Here is a 19,186-nt window from a genome sequence, read left to right on the forward strand (position 1 = left end):
GAACTTGAAGTATAAATTTGTTTTATCACACAAATTTGTTAGATTGTGCGCGATCGACTCAATATCAGCAGGAAGACTAAACCATGAATAAAGCCGTCGTTATTTTCAGTGGAGGCCAAGACTCAACCACATGCCTTGTGCAAGCCTTAACTCAATATGATGAAGTACATGCCATCACTTATGACTACGGGCAGCGCCACCGTCAAGAAATTGAAGTGGCTAAAAGCTTAGCAAAACAATTGAGCGTAACCGCGCACAAAGTCATGGATGTTACGCTTCTTAATGAATTGGCGGTCAGCTCTTTAACTCGTGATGATATTCCTGTGTCCCATGAATTGGCCGAGAATGGCCTGCCAAACTCATTTGTGCCTGGGCGAAATATTCTCTTTCTTACCCTAGCGGGGATTTACGCTTATCAAGTAGGCGCAAAAACCTTGATTACTGGTGTATGTGAAACCGACTTTTCTGGCTACCCAGATTGCCGCGATGAGTTTGTCAAAACCATGAACTCGGCGTTAGCGCAAGGTATGGATTACCCGTTGCAGGTCAACACTCCACTTATGTGGCTCAATAAAGCCGAAACATGGGCAATGGCTGATAGCTACAACGCTCTTGAGATGGTGCGAGATCACACCTTAACCTGTTACAACGGCATTGTTGGTTCAGGTTGTGGCGATTGCCCTGCCTGCGATCTTAGAGCAAAAGGGTTGGCGGATTATCAAGAGAACGTTGAACAAGTGATGGCGGCCTATCAACAGAAAACAGCCAAAGCCTAAATCTTCAAGCAAGGTTCTGGGATAGTCATTCCAGAACCGGTTCCCTTCACATCTTGTCTTCCTCTTACATTCCGCTAACGCTGATTTGACAATCAACTTTGTGCATAAGCGACACTATTGGCAACTGAAATAGACTCTGAACAGCACAATGGAATTTACCGAACAAGACCGAACCGCCCTTTACGACACTTGGATGTCACAAAAAGCCAAAATGCGTTTAACGCAAATGGATATCTCAAGAAAACTAGGTGTATCGCAGGCCGAGTTTGGACAACTGTTGCGTGGCAGAGCAACGCTGACCTATCCGTTTGTGACACGCTTTTGCGAATATTTAAAGGTGGATGCGAGTTACGCTATTCCGTCATTAAGAGCGAATGTGACGGTAGAAAACAGTGTCATTACCTTATGTTCAAGAATGTCCGTTGATGGCGACATTCGCAATGTGTATGTCGATGGTAACCAAGTGGTGGTGGAATACGAACATCGAGTCGGCGTTTAATGTAATCAATAATTTTAACTTTTTTTGTAGCTAAAAAAAACGAAACTAGTTAACATCGTGTGCGTTTTCATAAAATGGACAACTTGAGAAGTGCAAGATGGATTTTCAAAGCAAGCTTAAGAAAGAGTGGTTTCTAATTGGTATGGTCCTGGCGATAGCGCTAGCCATATTGACTCCTGATTGGGGTAAAAGCGGCGGAGTGCTGCACCTTGATACCATTACTGTTCTAGGCATCGCGTTAGTATTCTTTTTGCATGGCTTAGGTTTATCGCCAAAAGCCATTTCCGATGGTGTAACCAACTGGAAACTTCATATCTATGTGCAGTGCGCCACCTTTGTTGCCTATCCATTGTTATGGCTTGTGTTCGGCAAAGGAATGTTAGCCTACATGCCCGCAGCGCTCGCTTTTGGTTTCTGTTATCTGTTTGTACTCCCGAGCACAATTTCTTCTTCAGTTGCCATGACCTCAATTGGCAAAGGCAATCTCCCGGGCGCTATTTTTAACGCTTCGTTATCCAGTATCTTAGGTGTATTTATCACGCCACTGCTTATTCAAGCATTTATGGGAATGGAAGGGGCCGACCTCAACCTATTAGATTCCGTCATCTCAATTTCTAAGATGTTGCTATTGCCTATGGTGTTAGGCCAACTGCTACGCCCTTGGTTGTTACAGTGGACACAAAAACACAAAAGCGTGGTCAACAAGCTAGATAAGTACGTCATCCTTACTATTGTTTACAGCGCATTCTGTGATTCTATTGAACACGGCATATGGAGCGACTTTTCACTGCCATTGCTCATCGCTTCAATCGTGATTTGCTTCCTAATGCTGGTGGTCATGGTGCACGCCATTCAATGGGGCGCAAGAAAAGTCGGCTTTGCCCATCAAGACGAAGTGGCAGCCGTTTTTTGCGGCTCGAAAAAGACCCTAGCCGCAGGCATCCCGATGGCAAAAGTGATTTTTGCGCATAATCCAAACTTAGGCATGATTTTACTGCCGATCATGCTGTATCACCCGATTCAAATTTTCTATTGTGCGATATTGGCTAACCGTTATGCCAAGGTAGGAATGGCGCACCGGTAGGTTACATTTTGAAATATAAAAGTGGGTTTTGGGATTAAAAATCGAGTTGAAAGAAGCAAGGTGATATGGGCGCATACTCATGTAGACAGAAGATTACATTTCGTTTTGTGATCTACGATTTAATTCGATGTATTAATTTTTTAAACTTTGTAGGTTATGTTGAAAAAACTAGTGCTTTGGGAGTACACTGACCTTTATAAAGTATTACAATTTATAGCTGTGTCATCTTTATGAAACACATTTTCTATAAAATGAGGCACGTGAACTAAATATCATTTCTTGCATAATTATGCAGTGATGGTGCTAAGGCTAATAAAGCTGACTTAATGATATTTATGTCGCTTAAGTTATTGTATTAGTAGTAAATTTCAGTTTTATTATTGATTTATTTCATGGGTAAAAAGTCATTTACAAAGCATACAAAATAGTTGTTGCCTCAGATCAATACTTTAAGTTAGTTTTTGTGGCGTAATACATACACAAGATATAAATCTTATTGTATGCATTTAACTTGTATTACTAATTGGCGTGACTCAGTCACCTATCGTTCTGTAAAAATCAAGAGCCAGCAAATCAAAGATACAACAATTTAATAACACTACCGAATCGTGGAATTTCGAATAATCCTCTGGGCGGTAGCGTACCCAAACTGTCATTTTTCCTGTACTATATCGCAACCCGAAATAGACTTATTTGCCTGTAAGCCATTAATTATGAAACCAATCTTTAAAACAGTCTTGCCTTTGGCAACATTGCTAGCCATCTCAGGCTGTACTATGCCGGGCTCAACTGTCGATTTAGACAATAAGCAAGTAATTAACACTACGCCAGACGAATCAAAAATGTCTGAGCAAGAGTTGGCACAAACTCCAGTCAACGTCGTTAACGTATACCCTTTATCTCCCTCTTTTGTGAATCGTTACGCGTCGTTTGCTGCTGTGGAAGCGCACTCTCTTAGTAACCCTGTACTAGATGCAGAAGCGGCTAATTATGAGTACATTATTGGCCGTGGCGATATTCTAAATATCACAGTTTGGGATCATCCAGAACTAACCATCCCATCAGGTTCATACCGAAGCGCAGAAGAAGCAGGGCACTGGGTTCGTGCCGATGGCACCATCTTCTATCCTTATATTGGCTTTGTAGAAGTAGCAGGTAAAACCACTTCACAAGTGCGAAAAGACATTACTAAGCGTCTCGCTAAATATATCGAAAGTCCGCAAATTGAAGTCAATATCGCAGCATTTCGTTCGCAAAAAGCCTATGTAACAGGCGAAGTGGGCGCTCCAGGTTATCAGCCAATTACCAATATCCCACTGACGTTTTTAGATGCCATTAATCAAGCGGGTGGCCTAACGGGCGAAGCAGATTGGCGCAACGTGACCTTAACGCGTCAAGGTAAATCAGAAACACTGTCTTTGCATGATCTAATGCAAAACGGCGATTTAACCCAAAACCGTTTACTAAGAAAAGGCGATATTATTCATGTGCCTCGTAACGATGCGCAGAAGGTATTTGTGCTTGGCGAAGTAAAAGATCCGAAACTGCTTAAAATTGATCGTTCAGGTATGACATTAACTGAAGCTCTCAGTGAAGTCGGTGGCATTAATGAGCTAGCGGCCAATGCAACAGGCGTATTCGTAGTCCGTAGCGGCCAGCGTGATAAAGCACATGAAGCGTATCTTGCGCAAGTTCGTGATCAATCGTTAACAGATGAAGAAAAGCGCGACCTTGAAGCAAAAAATCAACAGCTTACTGAGCAAGGAAAACAACCAAGACCTGAACATATTGTCGCAAACGTATACCAACTGGATATTAGTGATGCAACAGCATTAGTTACAGGCACAGAATTTGAGCTTGAGCCCTATGATGTGGTGTATGTAACGGCAGCGCCAATCGTGCAATACAACCGTGTAGTTAGCCAAATCTTGCCTACCATTAGTGGCTTGAATGACCTAACAGAGTTAGCAGTCAGAATTCATAATTGGTAATAACGTAGCGCAACAGGATTACATTTATGTTCAACAACATATTAGTAGTGTGCATCGGCAACATTTGCCGTAGCCCGATTGGTGAAGAGATTTTAAAGCAGGCATTGCCAGCAAAAAACGTCACCTCTGCGGGGTTGGGCGCATTAGTTGATAAACCTGCTGATGAAAACTCTGTCGCAGTATCAGCACACAACGATTTAGACCTAACTAACCATGTTGCGCGCCAAATAACGACTAAAATGATTGCAGATAACGACCTTATTCTAGTAATGGAAAAAGGTCATATTGATGCGATTACTAAATTAGCCCCAGCCGCTCGCGGAAAAACCATGCTGTATGGACATTGGATTAATAAAGAAATCCCTGATCCATACAAGCAAAGCCTAGAAGCATTTGAACACGTGTATGGCTTAATTGATAAGTCAGCAAAAGAGTGGATAAAACGCCTATAAGGCACTCCACTCAAACCTAAATTTACTAATCTACTTACCTGAGCTAGAACCTATTTCTCATGACCCAAAACACTCGTGCAAATCGTTCACAACAAACTCCACAACCTGACGTAATCGATCTTGGTAAATTGCTTGGTCTGTTGCTTGATGGTAAGTGGATCATCATTGTTACTACTTTCATCTTTGCTGCATTAGGTGTGACCTATGCACTATTGGCGACGCCAATTTATAAAGCAGATGCACTAATTCAAGTAGAACAAAAAAACAGTGGTATGCCAGCACTGAGCGAAGGATTGAGTGATATGTTTGCTCAAGAGTCTAACGCTGCCACAGAAATTGAGATTATTAAATCTCGCATGGTTCTAAGCAAAACAGTGGATAAATTCAACTTAACTACTGTCGCGACGCCTGATTACTTACCAGTCATTGGCAAAGGCTTAGCCATGCGTTTGGGTAAAGAAGCGCACATAAAAGTAGAGCGATTTAACATCCCTGAATATGTAGAAACAGACGGTTATAAACTTACCCTTGATAATGTACAAACGGGTGAGTACTCATTAGTTGATGCTAACGAAAAGCTGATTCTAAAAGGGAAAGTGGGGGAGTTAGCTAAATCTTCTCAAGTCTCAGCAACAGGCGATCAAGCTGCATTCTCTATCTTTGTTTCTTACCTTTCAGGTAAACAAGGTCAGGTTTTCAACTTATCACAACGCTCTAAACTCACTGCTATCAATTGGTTAGCGTCTAATTTGTCAGTGTCTGAACGTGGTAAACAATCCGGTATTTTATCTTTTGGTTTTGAAGGACCAGACTCTCAACAAAATATTGACCTACTAAACGATGTTGCGACTAACTACTTCCTACAAAATGTAGACAGAAACGCAGCTGAAGCTGAAAATAGTCTCAAGTTCTTAAAAACTAAACTGCCAGAAATTAAACAACAATTAACCATCAATGAAGATGCGCTAAATAAATATCGTCAAGACAATGAATCTGTAGATTTAGGTTTAGAAGCGCAATCCACGTTAAAAGTGATGGTAGAACTAGAATCACAACTTAACGAACTGACATTCAAAGAAAGTGAACTAGCACAACGCTTTACCAAACAACACCCTGCCTATGTTGCAGTACTAGAAAAACGTCAAACATTACTTAAACAAAAACATCAGCTTGAAGCCAAAATTAAAAAGCTTCCAAAAACTCAACGTGAAGTACTGCGTTTAACTCGTGACGTGCAAGTAAACCAAGAAATTTACGTTCAATTGCTTAATAAATCACAAGAACTTGCCATAGTTAAAGCAAGTACTGTAGGTAACGTACGCATTCTTGATAAGGCGGCTTCAAACGGCTTAGCAGTTAAACCGAAGAAACCACTAATTGCAGTATTAGCCACTCTGCTTGGCGGTATGTTAAGCGTAGCGTTTGTATTGCTTCGCGCAGCATTCCACCGCGGCGTAGAAAGCCCAGATCAAATTGAAGAAATCGGTATGTCGGTTTATGCCACCATTCCAAAATCGGAACAGCAAGATAAAATTGATAAGTCTTATACCAAGCTTAGAAAAACAGGCAAAAAACGCAGTGCCGAACAAGCCTTATTATCACTAGTCAATCCAGCCGATCTATCAATCGAAGCCCTGCGCTCCTTGCGCACCAGTTTGCACTTTGCAATGATGGAAGCAAAAAACAACGTAATTATGATTACTGGTCCTTCACCAGGCATTGGTAAATCTTTTGTTGCCAGTAATTTCGCTGCTGTTATCGCTAGCAGTGGTCAAAAGGTACTTATTATCGATGCTGATTTACGAAAAGGCCACATCGGATATAGCGTTGCTTTAGAACATACCTACGGTCTTTCAGACTGCCTAGCGAATACGCATAAAATTGAAGATGTGATTCATCACAGTATTGCAGATAACCTTGACCTTATTACAAAAGGTAAAACACCACCAAATCCATCTGAGCTTCTAATGCACAGAAGATTTACGGAATTGGTGGAATGGGCGAGTGACAACTACGATATCGTTCTTATTGATACGCCACCGGTACTTGCTGTAACCGAAGCTGCAATTGTTGGTCGACATAGTGGTACAACATTGATGGTATCTAGGTTCGGTATTACGTCGACTAAAGAACTGGAAGTAGCTACTGACCGCCTAGAACAAGCAGGTGTTGAAACTAAAGGCGTTATTCTGAATGCTGTAGAGAAAACAGCTTCAAGTTACTACACGTATGGGTACTACAACTACGCGTACAAGAGTGACGCGTAATATTAGCCATTTAAGTCTTCGCAATAGTAACAGTGTATCCCTGTAGGTATAGGTAGTTAGGCTCGATTCTATATAAGATGTCGTCTCAGAAATGGGATGGTAATTTTCTGGGACCTTAGTGGCAACTATCTCTTAAGAAGACGAAATATAACTGAGCTGGCTAGTTGGTTATTATTCTACTGAAAACCTCAAATGTATACGACTACAGATATTTAGAGGGACCTATTGGGGCACTTTTTGCAAAACTAGCAAAACCTAGGCTTTACAGGGGATAGCCCATGAAGGGTTGTCTCAAAATGAACGAAAAGTGTCTCAGTACTACCAAAATTGACAAGTAAAAACTCACCAAAATTAAATCATTCCATTATTAACAACTACTAATGTTGGCTATTCAAAATGAATAAGAAAAAAGTATTAACTGTTTTTGGCACTCGCCCTGAAGCAATAAAGATGGCGCCTTTAGTTCACGCTCTAAATAATGATGAGCGTTTTGAAGCCAAATGTTGTGTTACTGCGCAGCACCGAGAAATGCTTGATCAGGTTTTAGAACTATTCGAAATAACACCTGATTATGACCTGAATCTGATGAAAGCAGGTCAGTCATTAAACGACGTAACCGCTCGTATCATTCAAGAGCTGAAGCCTGTTTTACAAGAGTTCAAGCCTGATGTAGTTCTCGTTCATGGTGATACGGCGACTACTTTTGCCGCAAGTCTTGCAGCTTACTATGAGCAGATAGATGTAGGCCATGTAGAAGCAGGACTCCGTACGGGTGATATTTACTCGCCTTGGCCAGAAGAAGCCAATCGACGTTTAACCGGTGTTCTCACTCGCTACCACTTTGCCCCGACCGAAACTTCGAAACAAAATTTACTTCGCGAAAACTTTGAACCTTCTTATATTCAAGTTACAGGCAATACGGTAATTGATGCACTGTTGCTGATTCAAGATAAAATTCAGAACAATTCAGATTTGAATGCCACGCTGGCCGAAGAATTTAAGTTTTTGGATCCGTCTAAAAAACTAATACTTGTTACAGGACACAGAAGGGAGAGTTTTGGTGCAGGCTTTGAACGAATCTGTGAAGCTCTGGCAAGAGTGGCTAAAGAACATGATGACGTTCAAATTCTTTATCCGATGCATCTGAATCCAAATGTTAGAGAACCTGTAAATCGTACCTTGGGTGATATTGACAATATTTTATTGATTGAGCCTCAACAGTACCTCCCATTTGTTTACCTAATGACGCGAGCGAACATCATTTTGACCGATTCAGGTGGTATACAAGAAGAAGCGCCTTCTTTGGGGAAACCTGTCCTTGTTATGAGAGAAACGACGGAAAGGCCTGAAGCAGTTGAAGCGGGCACAGTAAAATTGGTCGGAACTGATGTAAATGTTATTACGAATGAGTTAACCAAATTACTTGTTGATAGCGATGCATACGATCAAATGAGTTTTGCACACAATCCATATGGTGACGGCTTAGCTTGTAAAAGAATACTAGAAGAATTAGCAAAATAATTAGGAAAATTATGTCTTTTGAAACAATTTCAGTAATTGGGTTAGGCTATATTGGTTTGCCTACTGCAGCTATGTTTGCTTCTCGGAAAAAGAAAGTGATTGGTGTAGATGTTAACCAACATGCTGTTGATACGATAAATCGAGGTGAGATTCATATCATCGAGCCTGATTTAGATATGCTTGTAAGTGCAGCCGTACAGCAAGGGTACCTAAAAGCAACTCTAATTCCAGAATCAGCAGACGCGTTTCTTATTGCTGTGCCAACTCCTTTTAAACCCTGTAAAGAAGGGGAGGTTCCAGAGCCTGACTTAACCTATATTAAATCGGCTTCTGAAGCGATAGCGCCTGTATTGAAAAAAGGTGATCTCGTTATATTAGAGTCGACGTCACCTGTTGGTGCAACCGAGCAAATGGCAGAATGGCTTGCAGATGCGCGACAAGATTTGAGTTTTCCTCATAACGCAGGTGAGTTTGCCGATGTAAATGTTGCCCACTGCCCTGAACGCGTACTACCAGGTAAAGTCGTTACCGAGTTGGTCCAAAATGATCGAGTTATAGGCGGTATAAGTAAGCGTTGCTCCGAACGAAGTGTTGAGTTATATAAAACTTTTGTCATGGGTGAGTGTGTTGTTACCAATGCTCGAACGGCCGAGATGGCCAAGTTGACAGAAAATTCATCGCGTGATGTCCAAATTGCATTTGCTAATGAGCTGTCTATTATCTGCGATGAGTTAAATATTGATGTCTGGGAACTGATTTCGCTAGCAAATCGTCATCCACGAGTAAACATTCTCCAGCCAGGTCCCGGGGTCGGGGGACATTGCATTGCAGTTGACCCTTGGTTCATAGTTTCTAAGACTCCGGGACAAGCGAAACTAATCCATACAGCGCGCCGAGTGAATGACTTTAAGCCAGAGTGGGTTATTGAGAAAGTTAAAGTTGCCATAGCGGATTTCTTAAACGTTAATCCAACCAAAACTGCAAAAGATGTAACCATAGCTTGTTACGGTTTAGCTTTTAAACCTGATATTGATGATTTGCGTGAAAGTCCTGCATTGGATATTGCGAAAGCCATAGCTAGTGAGCATAGTGGTGAGGTGCTTGCAATAGAACCAAACATCGATGCTATCGGAATAGATAACATAGAGTTAGTATCTCTAGATGAATCTCTAACTAGGACTGACATTCATGTAATGTTGGTCGATCATAAACAATTTAAAAAAATAAAATTAAATGATGCCTTCGTAATTGATACTAAGGGCATTTGGTAGTTTAAGGACACTTCTAATGTTGAATAATAAAACAGTTTTAATCACCGGTGGTACTGGTTCGTTCGGGAAGCAATTCATTAAAACAATTCTTGAACGCTACCAAGACGTGAAAAAGATCATTATTTTTTCTCGTGATGAACTTAAGCAGTTTGAAATCAAACAGCAATATCCACACAAAAACTTTCCACAGCTTCGTTTCTTTATCGGTGATGTACGTGACCAACAACGTATGATTCAGGCATGTGAAGGTGTGGATGTGATTATCCACGCAGCAGCGATTAAGCAAGTTGATACCGCAGAATATAACCCAACAGAATGCATTCGCACTAACGTGGATGGTGCTGAGAATGTGATTCACGCAGCACTTCAATGTGGCGTAAAAGATGTTGTAGCACTGTCTACCGATAAAGCTTGTGCACCAATTAACTTATATGGTGCGACGAAACTTACTTCAGACAAACTATTTACTGCAGCAAACAACATTAAAGGTTCTAAAGACATCCGCTTTAGCGTCGTTCGCTACGGCAATGTAATGGGCTCTCGTGGTTCAGTGATCCCTTTCTTTATGAAGAAGAAAGAAGAAGGCATACTGCCAATTACCCACGAAGAGATGACGCGTTTCAACATTTCTCTTCAAGATGGTGTGAACATGGTGATGTATGCGTTAGAGAATCATCTTGGCGGAGAAATTTTCATTCCTAAAATTCCTTCATACCGTATCCTTGATATCGCAAAAGCGATTGCACCTGAATGTGAGACCAAAGTTGTGGGTATTCGCCCTGGTGAAAAACTTCATGAAGAAATGATTACCGATACTGACTCGTTAAATACGATCGATTTAGGTCGTTATTACGCAATCTTGCCTTCTGTTTCGTTCACGTACACAGAAGCTGAATACATTGACCATCACAAAGCGGAAAAAGTACCGTTTGGTTTTAAATATAACTCAGGCACTAATACTGAGTGGGAATCCATTGAAGGCTTACGTGACCTGATTAAAGAGCACGTTGATCCAACTTTCTCTGTGTGAGTGAAGCTATGATACCGTACGGAAAACAAGAAATTACGCAACAAGATATAGATGCGGTGGTGAATGTTTTACAATCTGACTTTCTGACGCAAGGTCCTCAAGTCCCGGCATTTGAGCAAGCGTTAACGTCGTTCACCGGTGCTAAACATGCAGTGGCGGTGAATAGCGCGACATCCGCACTTCATATAGCGTGTATGGCTCTGGGACTGGGCGAAGGTGATATCCTTTGGACCTCTCCTGTGACGTTTGTGGCCTCAGCAAACTGCGGGCTCTATTGCGGTGCCAAAGTCGACTTTGTGGATATTGACCCAGACACCTACAACCTTTGTCCGGTTAAGCTAGAGCAGAAGCTCATCCAAGCTAAGAAAGACGATATATTACCTAAAGTCGTGGTGCCGGTTCACTTGTGCGGTCAACCGTGTGATATGAAAGCCATTCACGCGCTGTCTCTTGAGTACGGTTTCAAAATTATTGAAGATGCCTCTCACGCCATTGGCGGTCGTTATCACGAAGCGCCTATTGGAAACAGTCAATATTCCGATATCACCGTTTTCAGTTTCCACCCAGTAAAAATCGTCACTACTGCCGAAGGCGGTGCGGCCTTAACCAATAATGATGGGCTAGCTCAAAAAATGAATCTGTTACGCAGTCACGGTGTGACGCGGGACCAGAGTTTAATGAAAGGTGAATCTCATGGCGGTTGGTATTACCAACAAGTTGAACTTGGGTATAACTACCGTATGACTGAATTACAAGCAGCGCTGGGTGTGACTCAGATGACCCGATTGGAAGAGTTCGTGAGCGCGCGCCACCGCCGGGCAAACCGTTATGACGAACTGCTTGAAGGTTTACCGATTGTGTTGCCGTATCAGTTGGAAAATACCTATTCAGGTCTGCATTTGTATGTGGTTCGTCTGAAATTGGATGAGATTGACTCAACACATAAAGAAGTATTCGATGCACTCAGAGAAAATGGCGTAGGTGTAAACCTTCATTATATTCCTGTGCACACGCAACCTTACTATCAGCAATTAGGATTCAAGCAAGGCGACTTCCCTGAGTCTGAGAGTTATTACTCAGAGGCGATTTCTCTTCCTATGTTCCATTTGATGACTGATGAGCAACAAGATACAGTGGTGTCGGTACTGACTCGTATTCTAGAAGGTGTGTGATGAATATTGCCATCATTCCTGCTCGAGGGGGCAGTAAACGTATTCCACGTAAGAACATTAAACTGTTTCATGGTAAGCCTATGATAGCTTATTCCATACAGGCCGCTTTAAATTCAGGTTGTTTTGATAAAGTCATCGTCTCAACGGACGATGCTGAAATTGCTGAAATGGCTAAGATGTGTGGAGCAGAGGTGCCTTTCGTGCGCCCGAGTGAATTTTCAGATGATTTCTCTACGACCGCAGAGGTTATGCGCCATGCGGTTGAGTGGTGTATTGAGCAAGGTTTTGCCCCAAACTATGTGTGTTGTTTGTACGCAACTGCACCATTTGCGACTGCTCGGGACCTTAGAGAAGCGGGAGAACTGTTGCGAGATTCGAAGTCAGCCTATGTATTCAGTGCGACGACCTTCGGCTTCCCTATTCAACGAGCTATCAAGTTGTCTGAATCCAACTCGGTGTCAATGTTCCAGCCACAGTACGAGCTAACGCGTTCTCAAGATTTGGAAGAGGCGTATCACGACGCTGGACAATTTTATTGGGGGACGGCAGAGGCGTTTCTGAGCCAGAAAGCGTTTTTTGCACCTCACTCGAAAGCGTATGTTCTCCCTAGGAAGCGCGTTCAAGATATTGATACTCCAGAAGACTGGGAGTTTGCGGAAGCGCTGTACTCTTTAGTCAGTAAGTCGTAAGAATGAACGTTGTTTTTCGAGTTGACGCCTCCCTTTTAATTGGCAGCGGCCACGTCATGCGCTGCTTAGTACTCGCCGATGAATTGGAACGCGCCGGACACCGTTGTGTCTTTGCTTGTACTCCCCTGGAGGGGGATATGCGAGCGTTTATTACAGACAGCGGCTTTTCGGTTGTTACGCTCGCTGCACCTAAAACGGTAATACAAGCTCAAAGTGATGCTGACTATGGGACTTGGCTTCAAAAAACGATTGAAGATGACGCAAAAAACTTTTTAGAAAAAGTTCACTCCGCAGACTTAGTGGTGACTGACCATTATGCAATAGGCAAGAAATGGCAGTCTAAGGTGGTTCAATCGATAAATTGTCGTTTGCTTGCGATAGATGATTTAGCCAGAGAGCACTGCGCAGACTTAGTTTTAGACCAGACCTTGGGTCGCTCTAGAGGCGACTACTCGAGTAGCTCTAATTCTGTGCTTGCGGGTAGCGAATACGCTTTGCTTAAGCCCGCGTTTTCGAGATTACGTGAGGAAGCACTTTCTCGAGCATTGCCCACCACGCCTATTCGTATTTTGGTTTCTATGGGAGGCGTGGATGCCCCGAATGCAACATTGGAAGTACTCAAGTCTTTATGTTCGCATGTTCAGGCTCATTTTACTGTCTTGCTTTCTCGTAGAGCTCCCCACTATAAGCAAGTTTCGAACTGGTGTAAGCAGCGCTATGATGTCACACATTTGGATTTCGTTTCAGATATGGCGACGTTGATGTTAGAGCACGATGTTGCTATAGGTGCTCCAGGTACCAGCAGTTGGGAGCGTGCATGCTTAGGCTTACCCAATATTATTGTTCCTTTGGCCGATAACCAAACACTGGTTAGCGAGCAACTGGTCAAATATGGGGCCGCTGTTAAAGTTGATTTAGAGAATATATCAACGGAGATTCAAAGTGCTTATGAAGCCGTTTGTAATGATTGGCACGAAATGAAAGGCGCTAATTTAGCGCTGTGTGATGGTTTGGGCGTAAGACGAGTGACTTTGGAGATGGAGCAGCTGTTCAGTAGTAACCGTGAACACTTGTCATTGGTGAGGGCAACTCCGAGTGATATTGAAACCGTTTATCACTGGCAGTGCCACCCGAAAACTCGAGAGTATGCCCTTAATCCACGAGTGCCGACTTGGTCAGAGCACAGCGCATGGATGGAAAAGAAGCTGAGAACTGCTTCTGATTATTTCTATATGGTCACCCATTCGACGATATCGGAAAAAGTGGGAGTGCTGCGCCTAGATAGGATAGAGCCAAATCATTATCTTGTGTCTATCTTTGTTAATCCAGAATGCTATGGTCAGGGCATTGCGACTCAAGCGCTTCAATTAATAGATGCGCTGCACCCAGAACTGACGCTCCACGCAACGGTACTTAAAGCGAACAGCGCTTCAAAACGACTGTTTGAAAATGCACGTTACCAACAAGTGGATGAAGAAAACTACATCCGAAAACCTATTTGTTGAGGTAAAAAAATGAATCCTTTTATTACTATTGATGGTCGTAAAATCGGCCCAGACTTTCCACCCTATATCATTGCAGAGCTGTCAGCCAATCATAATGGGGATATCAACCGTGCGTTTCAAATCATGGAAAAAGCTAAGAAAGCTGGAGCGGATGCCATTAAGTTGCAAACGTATACGCATGAGACCATTACGATTGATTGCGATACAGAAGATTTTCAAATCGAAGGTGGATTGTGGGACGGTCAAACACTTTATGAGCTCTACAAAGGTGCTCATATGCCGTGGGAATGGCATAAGCCACTGTTTGAAAAGGCTCAAGAGCTAGGCATTACTATTTTCAGTTCGCCATTTGATTTTACGGCAGTGGATTTACTCGAAGAACTTGATTCCCCTGCTTACAAAATAGCTTCGTTCGAGGTGATTGACTTACCTCTCATCAAGCGAGTAGCTCAAACTGGTAAGCCAATGATTATTTCTACTGGAATGGCGAATGAAGAAGAGATTGAAGAGGCAATTAAAACAGCGAGAGAAAACGGGTGTGCAGAGTTAGTCGTTCTGCATTGTGTCAGTGGGTATCCTGCACCAGCTGAGCAGTATAACTTAAAAACGGTTACAGATATCGCGACACGCTTTGATGTGCTTTCAGGGTTATCGGACCATACGATTGACAATGCCACGGCTGTGACGTCTGTCGCGCTTGGAGCGTGTTTAATTGAAAAACATGTCACTATGGACAGAAATGGTGGTGGAGCAGATGATAGTTTCTCACTGGAACCACTTGAGCTAGAAGCGTTATGTAAGGATACAAAAACCGCATGGCAAGCCCTCGGAAGAGTCAATTATGAAAGAACTGATGCTGAAAAGGGTAATGTCAAATTTCGCCGTTCGTTATATGTAGTGAAAAACGTCAGAGCAGGCGAGAAATTCACCCCTCAGAATGTGAGAAGCATTAGACCAGGTTTCGGGTTATTGCCAAAGAAAATTGAAGACGTTATAGGCAACCGAGCTAAGGTTGATATTATAAGAGGAACACCGTTGTCTACACATTTAATTGACAGTGAACAAAAAGGCTCATAGATTTTTAGAAACTTTCTTCCTTATATATAGAGCTAATAAACTGATGAGAATGAGTTTTATTTATTTACTCTTCAGGATATTGCGCTTGCTTTATTATTCAAAATTTAGGGCTATAATTTGATAAAAAAATCCGCTATTTATATATCTAGCTCAATTTTAAGTGGGATTATACCTTTTTTATTACTACCTATATTAACTCGCTATCTTTCACCAGAAGAATATGGTCAAGTTGCTATGTTTAATATATTGGTGTCTGGAATAGGTGCTATATCTGGATTGAGCGTGAGTGGAGCCGCTGGTAGACGTTTTTTTGATAGAGGTGTATCGACTGCCGAATTAGCGAGGTTCAATGGTAATTGTTTTATTATCTTATTATTAAGTACATCTGCGACATTGTTCTTTTTAACTATCACACATAATCTAATTAGTAGCTATCTGGATATACCTGCACAATGGATCTACTTTGGAGTAATTGTTTCTTTCTTTAATTTTTCTTTCAACTTCAGGTTAGTACAATGGCAGGTTAGAGGTTCAGCTAAAACATATGGTCTTCTACAAATCATTAATGTTGCAATTGTTTTTGGGTTTAGTTTGTTGTTTGTAGTTTCTTTTGAGTTAGGAGGCGATGGGCGTGTTTATGCAACAGTGATAACAAGTATGATCATTGGTTGTTTGTCTTATCTTGCTCTTAGAAACAAAAAATTACTATTATTTGAATATAATTATAACGATATTAAAAGCGCTTTGAATTTTGGATTACCACTAATTCCACATGTACTCGGAGGAATTCTACTGTTATCAGTTGATAGACTGCTAGTAAATAGGGAGTTAGGCATAGAAACAACAGGAATATATATGGTTGCTGTTAGTTTGGGTGGGGCGCTTAATATGGTTTTTAATAGTATTAACAAAGCTTATTCACCTTGGTTGTTCAGTAAACTAAACGAAAGTAATATTGAGCAGTATATTTTTATTGTAAAATGTACTTATGGATATTTTTTATTTCTAGTTATAATGTCTATACTTGCATTTTTTATCTCACCACCCATATTGATAATAATTGTTGGTGAAAGATTTCATGAAGCAGCTGATGTTTTGCCTATAATAATCTTGGGGCAAGTTTTTTTAGGAATGTACTTAACAGTAACAAACTACATTTTCTATGTGAAAAAGACTAAATATTTGTCTTATATAACTCTATCTTCTGGCTTGATTAACATAATTCTTCTACTCTTGTTTATTCCTAAGTATGGTATTCAAGGTGCTGCGTTTTCGTTTATGTTGGCAAATTTTTGGCAATTTTTGTGCACTTGGTTTTTAAGTACTAGATTATTTTCAATGCCTTGGCTATTTTGGAGACAGTGATGCATATTAATTTTAAAATTTTTCGAAAACTGAAAAAAATAATGTGGAAGTATTACTATACACGTAAGGCACTTAAATCACTTAAAGAATATGATGGTTTACCTCATGTGAACAAAAGGTCTACTTTTAACAAAAACACTCATCTAGGGTCAAATTGTCATTTTAACGGAATAGACATTTTAGGGCGTGGCAAAGTAAGAATAGGGAACAACTTTCATTCGGGTCCAGACTGTATGATGATTACTGAAAATCACAATATAAATGGTACCGCTTTACCTTATGACCATAGCTCTGTTATCAAAAATATTGATATTGGCGATAATGTGTGGGTAGGTTGTAAAGTAATAATATTAGGAGGTGTAAAAATAGGTGAAGGCGTGGTCATCCAAGCAGGCAGCGTAGTTGTTTCGGATATACCGGCTTTATCTATTGCTGGTGGCCATCCAGCTAAGGTTTTTAGCAAAAGAGACTCAGTGCACTATTATGCACTGAAAAATCAGAACAAATTTTGCTAATCAGAGCTACAAGTTAAGGCAGTGATTTCTTGGCAGGGAGTCATCATTATTTTTAGATCGAGAGTTTAAGCGGTTATTTTTAACGACACTAATTCATGGACTTTCATGACTCTAGCTTCGTAATAAATAAAATTAGAGTTCCCTGTGATTTTCTGGATTGTTCTTATATCTGTAGATATATCTAGAAAGGAATAATTGAACTATATAAGACGAGATTTTTAGTTTAATAGCTTGATAAATACGAGAGTAACATTGGAGTTGGTATGTTACAGAAAATAAAGTTCATAATGAGTTGTCTTGAAAGAGAAAGTGAAATTGAACTTTCTTATATTGATGGTATTTCTTTATCTGATTTCCCACACAAAAAAAAATTGAAAAGATTTGGTTTTATTGGAAATATATTTCAGTTTCTCTTGTTTAATCTAAAATATTTCATAGACTCAAAGAGTTTTAAATCAATAAAAAATAAGCCTGACATTATTTTTTTTTCGAGTACGCATAATCAATATAGTTCGTTGATAACAATATATAAAGAGTTATGTTCAAACCATAATTTAGCGTGTAATTATTACTCTGTTAATACGAAGGTTAAGAATGAAGTAATAAATCGGGTGAAGCTAAATAGTTATTTTGGCCCTATACTAGTTTCACTATTAAGATTCAAAAGAGTTGTTAAAAGCATAAACTCTAGTAGCGCAAGTTGGAACTTTTACTCAAACTACTGTAAAAGTTATACTTATCTTTGGATGTATAATGATCTATTTGAAAATATTGATACACGTCCGAATTTCGTCTTAATGTCTAATGATCACAATGTGGAAAATACAAGCCTACGCCTTGTTTGTGAGGTTTATGGGATAAAAACTATGTATGTACAGCATGCTTCTATATCCTCACTACTACCATCACTGAAATTCGATTATGTTTTTCTTGATGGGCAGAAAGCCCTAGATGTCTACTTAAAATGTAAAACTTTTGCTCGCAGTAAGCATAAACCGAAGCAAGCGTTTCTTACTGGGCAGCAGAAAAATATTTATCCTTTAACAAAAAAGGGAAGCTTTATTGGTATTGCTATCAACGAATTAGATGACTTGAAAAGGGTAAAAGATTGTATTTCAAATTTAAATAGTTCTAATTTCAAAGTGCTATTAAGGCCTCATCCAGAACATTATAATAAAGTCTACAGTCAACTTAAGGATCTTTCTGTGGTCTGGTCTAATCCTCAAAGTATGCCGCTTTCCGATTTTTTTTCTATGTGTAAAGCATTGATATGTTGTGAGTCAAGCATTCATATTGAAGCAGCATTAGCAGGTCTCCCTACATACTATTATGATTTTCTAATAGATAGCGTATATTATGACTATTATGGATTTATTAACTCTGGAGTTTCTGTTGAAACAACAAACATTATTGAAGAGTTCGAAAAAGATAAACTCAACGAAGAAAAGTCAAGAAATGAAGCTATTAAAAATTATAGTGCATCCTATTTGACTACATATCAGAATAAAGAAAAAATTATAGTTGCAAAATTGATAAATGACATTGTAAATTGCAAAAATGTCAGATCAAATACAGTAAGTGTCATTAATGATATAGAGGTACACTCAGATTTTGAGTGTGATTTTTGATAATTTAATCCTTTTTAAATATATTGCATTAGAATGTTAGCTTCTTTAGTTTGAAGAGTCGTGTTGAAATTAGCATGTCTAAATTCCAGTTTCATAAATAAAATATTGAGCAGTTCAATAAGGAGTCACGTTGAAAGCTGAATACAAAACAATAATGCTTTATAGTGTTTTAACTTACTTCGTTATCTATCTTTTGTTAGGTATATTCCTCGAGTTGGGTCAGTTGAAATCGATAATTACTTTGTTTTTTAGCATTTTTATCTTGTTGATTTTATATTCTACGTACATGAGACACGAACTAAATAAATCTTTATTTATTGTTTGCTTGTTTGGTTTGATCTATT

General features: G+C 40.2%; 16 protein-coding genes. All 16 read left to right on the top strand.

Going from position 1 to position 19,186, the window contains the following annotated elements:
* The first annotated feature begins 83 nt into the window (after window positions 1-83).
* The 16 genes from queC to QV280_RS13785 all read left to right on the top strand — a co-directional run bounded on the left by queC (window position 84) and on the right by QV280_RS13785 (window position 18,842).
* On the top strand, window positions 84-776 hold the full coding sequence (queC, locus tag QV280_RS13710; protein WP_152820445.1) for a 7-cyano-7-deazaguanine synthase QueC: 693 nt from the start codon (window positions 84-86) through the stop codon (window positions 774-776).
* Window positions 777-924: 148 nt separating this feature from the next.
* The gene (locus QV280_RS13715; protein ID WP_023404441.1) at window positions 925-1,275 is read left to right on the top strand and encodes a helix-turn-helix domain-containing protein; all 351 of its coding nucleotides are present in this window, start codon (window positions 925-927) and stop codon (window positions 1,273-1,275) included.
* 97 nt (window positions 1,276-1,372) lie between these two features.
* Window positions 1,373-2,359 carry a bile acid:sodium symporter family protein gene (locus QV280_RS13720; protein ID WP_152820447.1) on the top strand — a complete coding sequence of 329 codons (987 nt, stop codon included), beginning with the start codon at window positions 1,373-1,375 and terminating at the stop codon, window positions 2,357-2,359.
* A gap of 713 nt (window positions 2,360-3,072) precedes the next feature.
* The gene (locus QV280_RS13725; protein WP_152820449.1) at window positions 3,073-4,350 is read left to right on the top strand and encodes a polysaccharide export protein; all 1,278 of its coding nucleotides are present in this window, start codon (window positions 3,073-3,075) and stop codon (window positions 4,348-4,350) included.
* A 26-nt stretch (window positions 4,351-4,376) separates the two neighbouring features.
* A complete protein-coding gene (locus QV280_RS13730) occupies window positions 4,377-4,802 on the top strand; it encodes an arsenate reductase/protein-tyrosine-phosphatase family protein (protein WP_152820459.1) in 426 nt (141 codons plus the stop codon).
* A gap of 59 nt (window positions 4,803-4,861) precedes the next feature.
* Entirely contained in the window at window positions 4,862-7,069 is a 2,208-nt protein-coding gene (locus tag QV280_RS13735) for a polysaccharide biosynthesis tyrosine autokinase (protein WP_152820461.1), read from the top strand.
* Window positions 7,070-7,465: 396 nt separating this feature from the next.
* Entirely contained in the window at window positions 7,466-8,590 is a 1,125-nt protein-coding gene (gene wecB / locus QV280_RS13740) for a non-hydrolyzing UDP-N-acetylglucosamine 2-epimerase (protein ID WP_152820463.1), read from the top strand.
* Between the two features lie 11 nt (window positions 8,591-8,601).
* Window positions 8,602-9,861, top strand: coding sequence for a UDP-N-acetyl-D-mannosamine dehydrogenase (wecC, locus tag QV280_RS13745; RefSeq protein ID WP_152820465.1), 1,260 nt, complete (start codon window positions 8,602-8,604; stop codon window positions 9,859-9,861).
* Window positions 9,862-9,877: 16 nt separating this feature from the next.
* Window positions 9,878-10,891: a UDP-N-acetylglucosamine 4,6-dehydratase (inverting) gene (gene pseB, locus QV280_RS13750; protein WP_152820467.1), complete on the top strand. Its 1,014-nt coding sequence runs from the start codon at window positions 9,878-9,880 to the stop codon at window positions 10,889-10,891.
* Window positions 10,888-12,063, top strand: coding sequence for a UDP-4-amino-4,6-dideoxy-N-acetyl-beta-L-altrosamine transaminase (gene pseC / locus QV280_RS13755; protein WP_367869557.1), 1,176 nt, complete (start codon window positions 10,888-10,890; stop codon window positions 12,061-12,063). Before pseB ends, pseC begins: the two co-directional genes overlap by 4 nt.
* Window positions 12,063-12,752, top strand: a complete 690-nt coding sequence (gene pseF / locus QV280_RS13760; RefSeq protein WP_152820471.1) for a pseudaminic acid cytidylyltransferase — start codon at window positions 12,063-12,065, stop codon at window positions 12,750-12,752. The genes pseC and pseF overlap by 1 nt, the downstream gene beginning before the upstream one ends.
* Before the next feature lie 2 nt (window positions 12,753-12,754).
* The gene (pseG, locus tag QV280_RS13765; RefSeq protein ID WP_152820473.1) at window positions 12,755-14,257 is read left to right on the top strand and encodes a UDP-2,4-diacetamido-2,4,6-trideoxy-beta-L-altropyranose hydrolase; all 1,503 of its coding nucleotides are present in this window, start codon (window positions 12,755-12,757) and stop codon (window positions 14,255-14,257) included.
* A 9-nt stretch (window positions 14,258-14,266) separates the two neighbouring features.
* On the top strand, window positions 14,267-15,334 hold the full coding sequence (gene pseI / locus QV280_RS13770) for a pseudaminic acid synthase (RefSeq protein WP_152820475.1): 1,068 nt from the start codon (window positions 14,267-14,269) through the stop codon (window positions 15,332-15,334).
* Window positions 15,335-15,451: 117 nt separating this feature from the next.
* Entirely contained in the window at window positions 15,452-16,699 is a 1,248-nt protein-coding gene (locus tag QV280_RS13775) for a lipopolysaccharide biosynthesis protein (RefSeq protein ID WP_152820477.1), read from the top strand.
* Entirely contained in the window at window positions 16,699-17,214 is a 516-nt protein-coding gene (locus QV280_RS13780; RefSeq protein WP_152820479.1) for an acyltransferase, read from the top strand. The genes QV280_RS13775 and QV280_RS13780 overlap by 1 nt, the downstream gene beginning before the upstream one ends.
* A gap of 263 nt (window positions 17,215-17,477) precedes the next feature.
* Window positions 17,478-18,842, top strand: a complete 1,365-nt coding sequence (locus QV280_RS13785; protein ID WP_152820481.1) for a hypothetical protein — start codon at window positions 17,478-17,480, stop codon at window positions 18,840-18,842.
* Window positions 18,843-19,186: the final 344 nt, after the last annotated feature.

Source organism: Vibrio sp. B1Z05 (assembly GCF_052955985.1).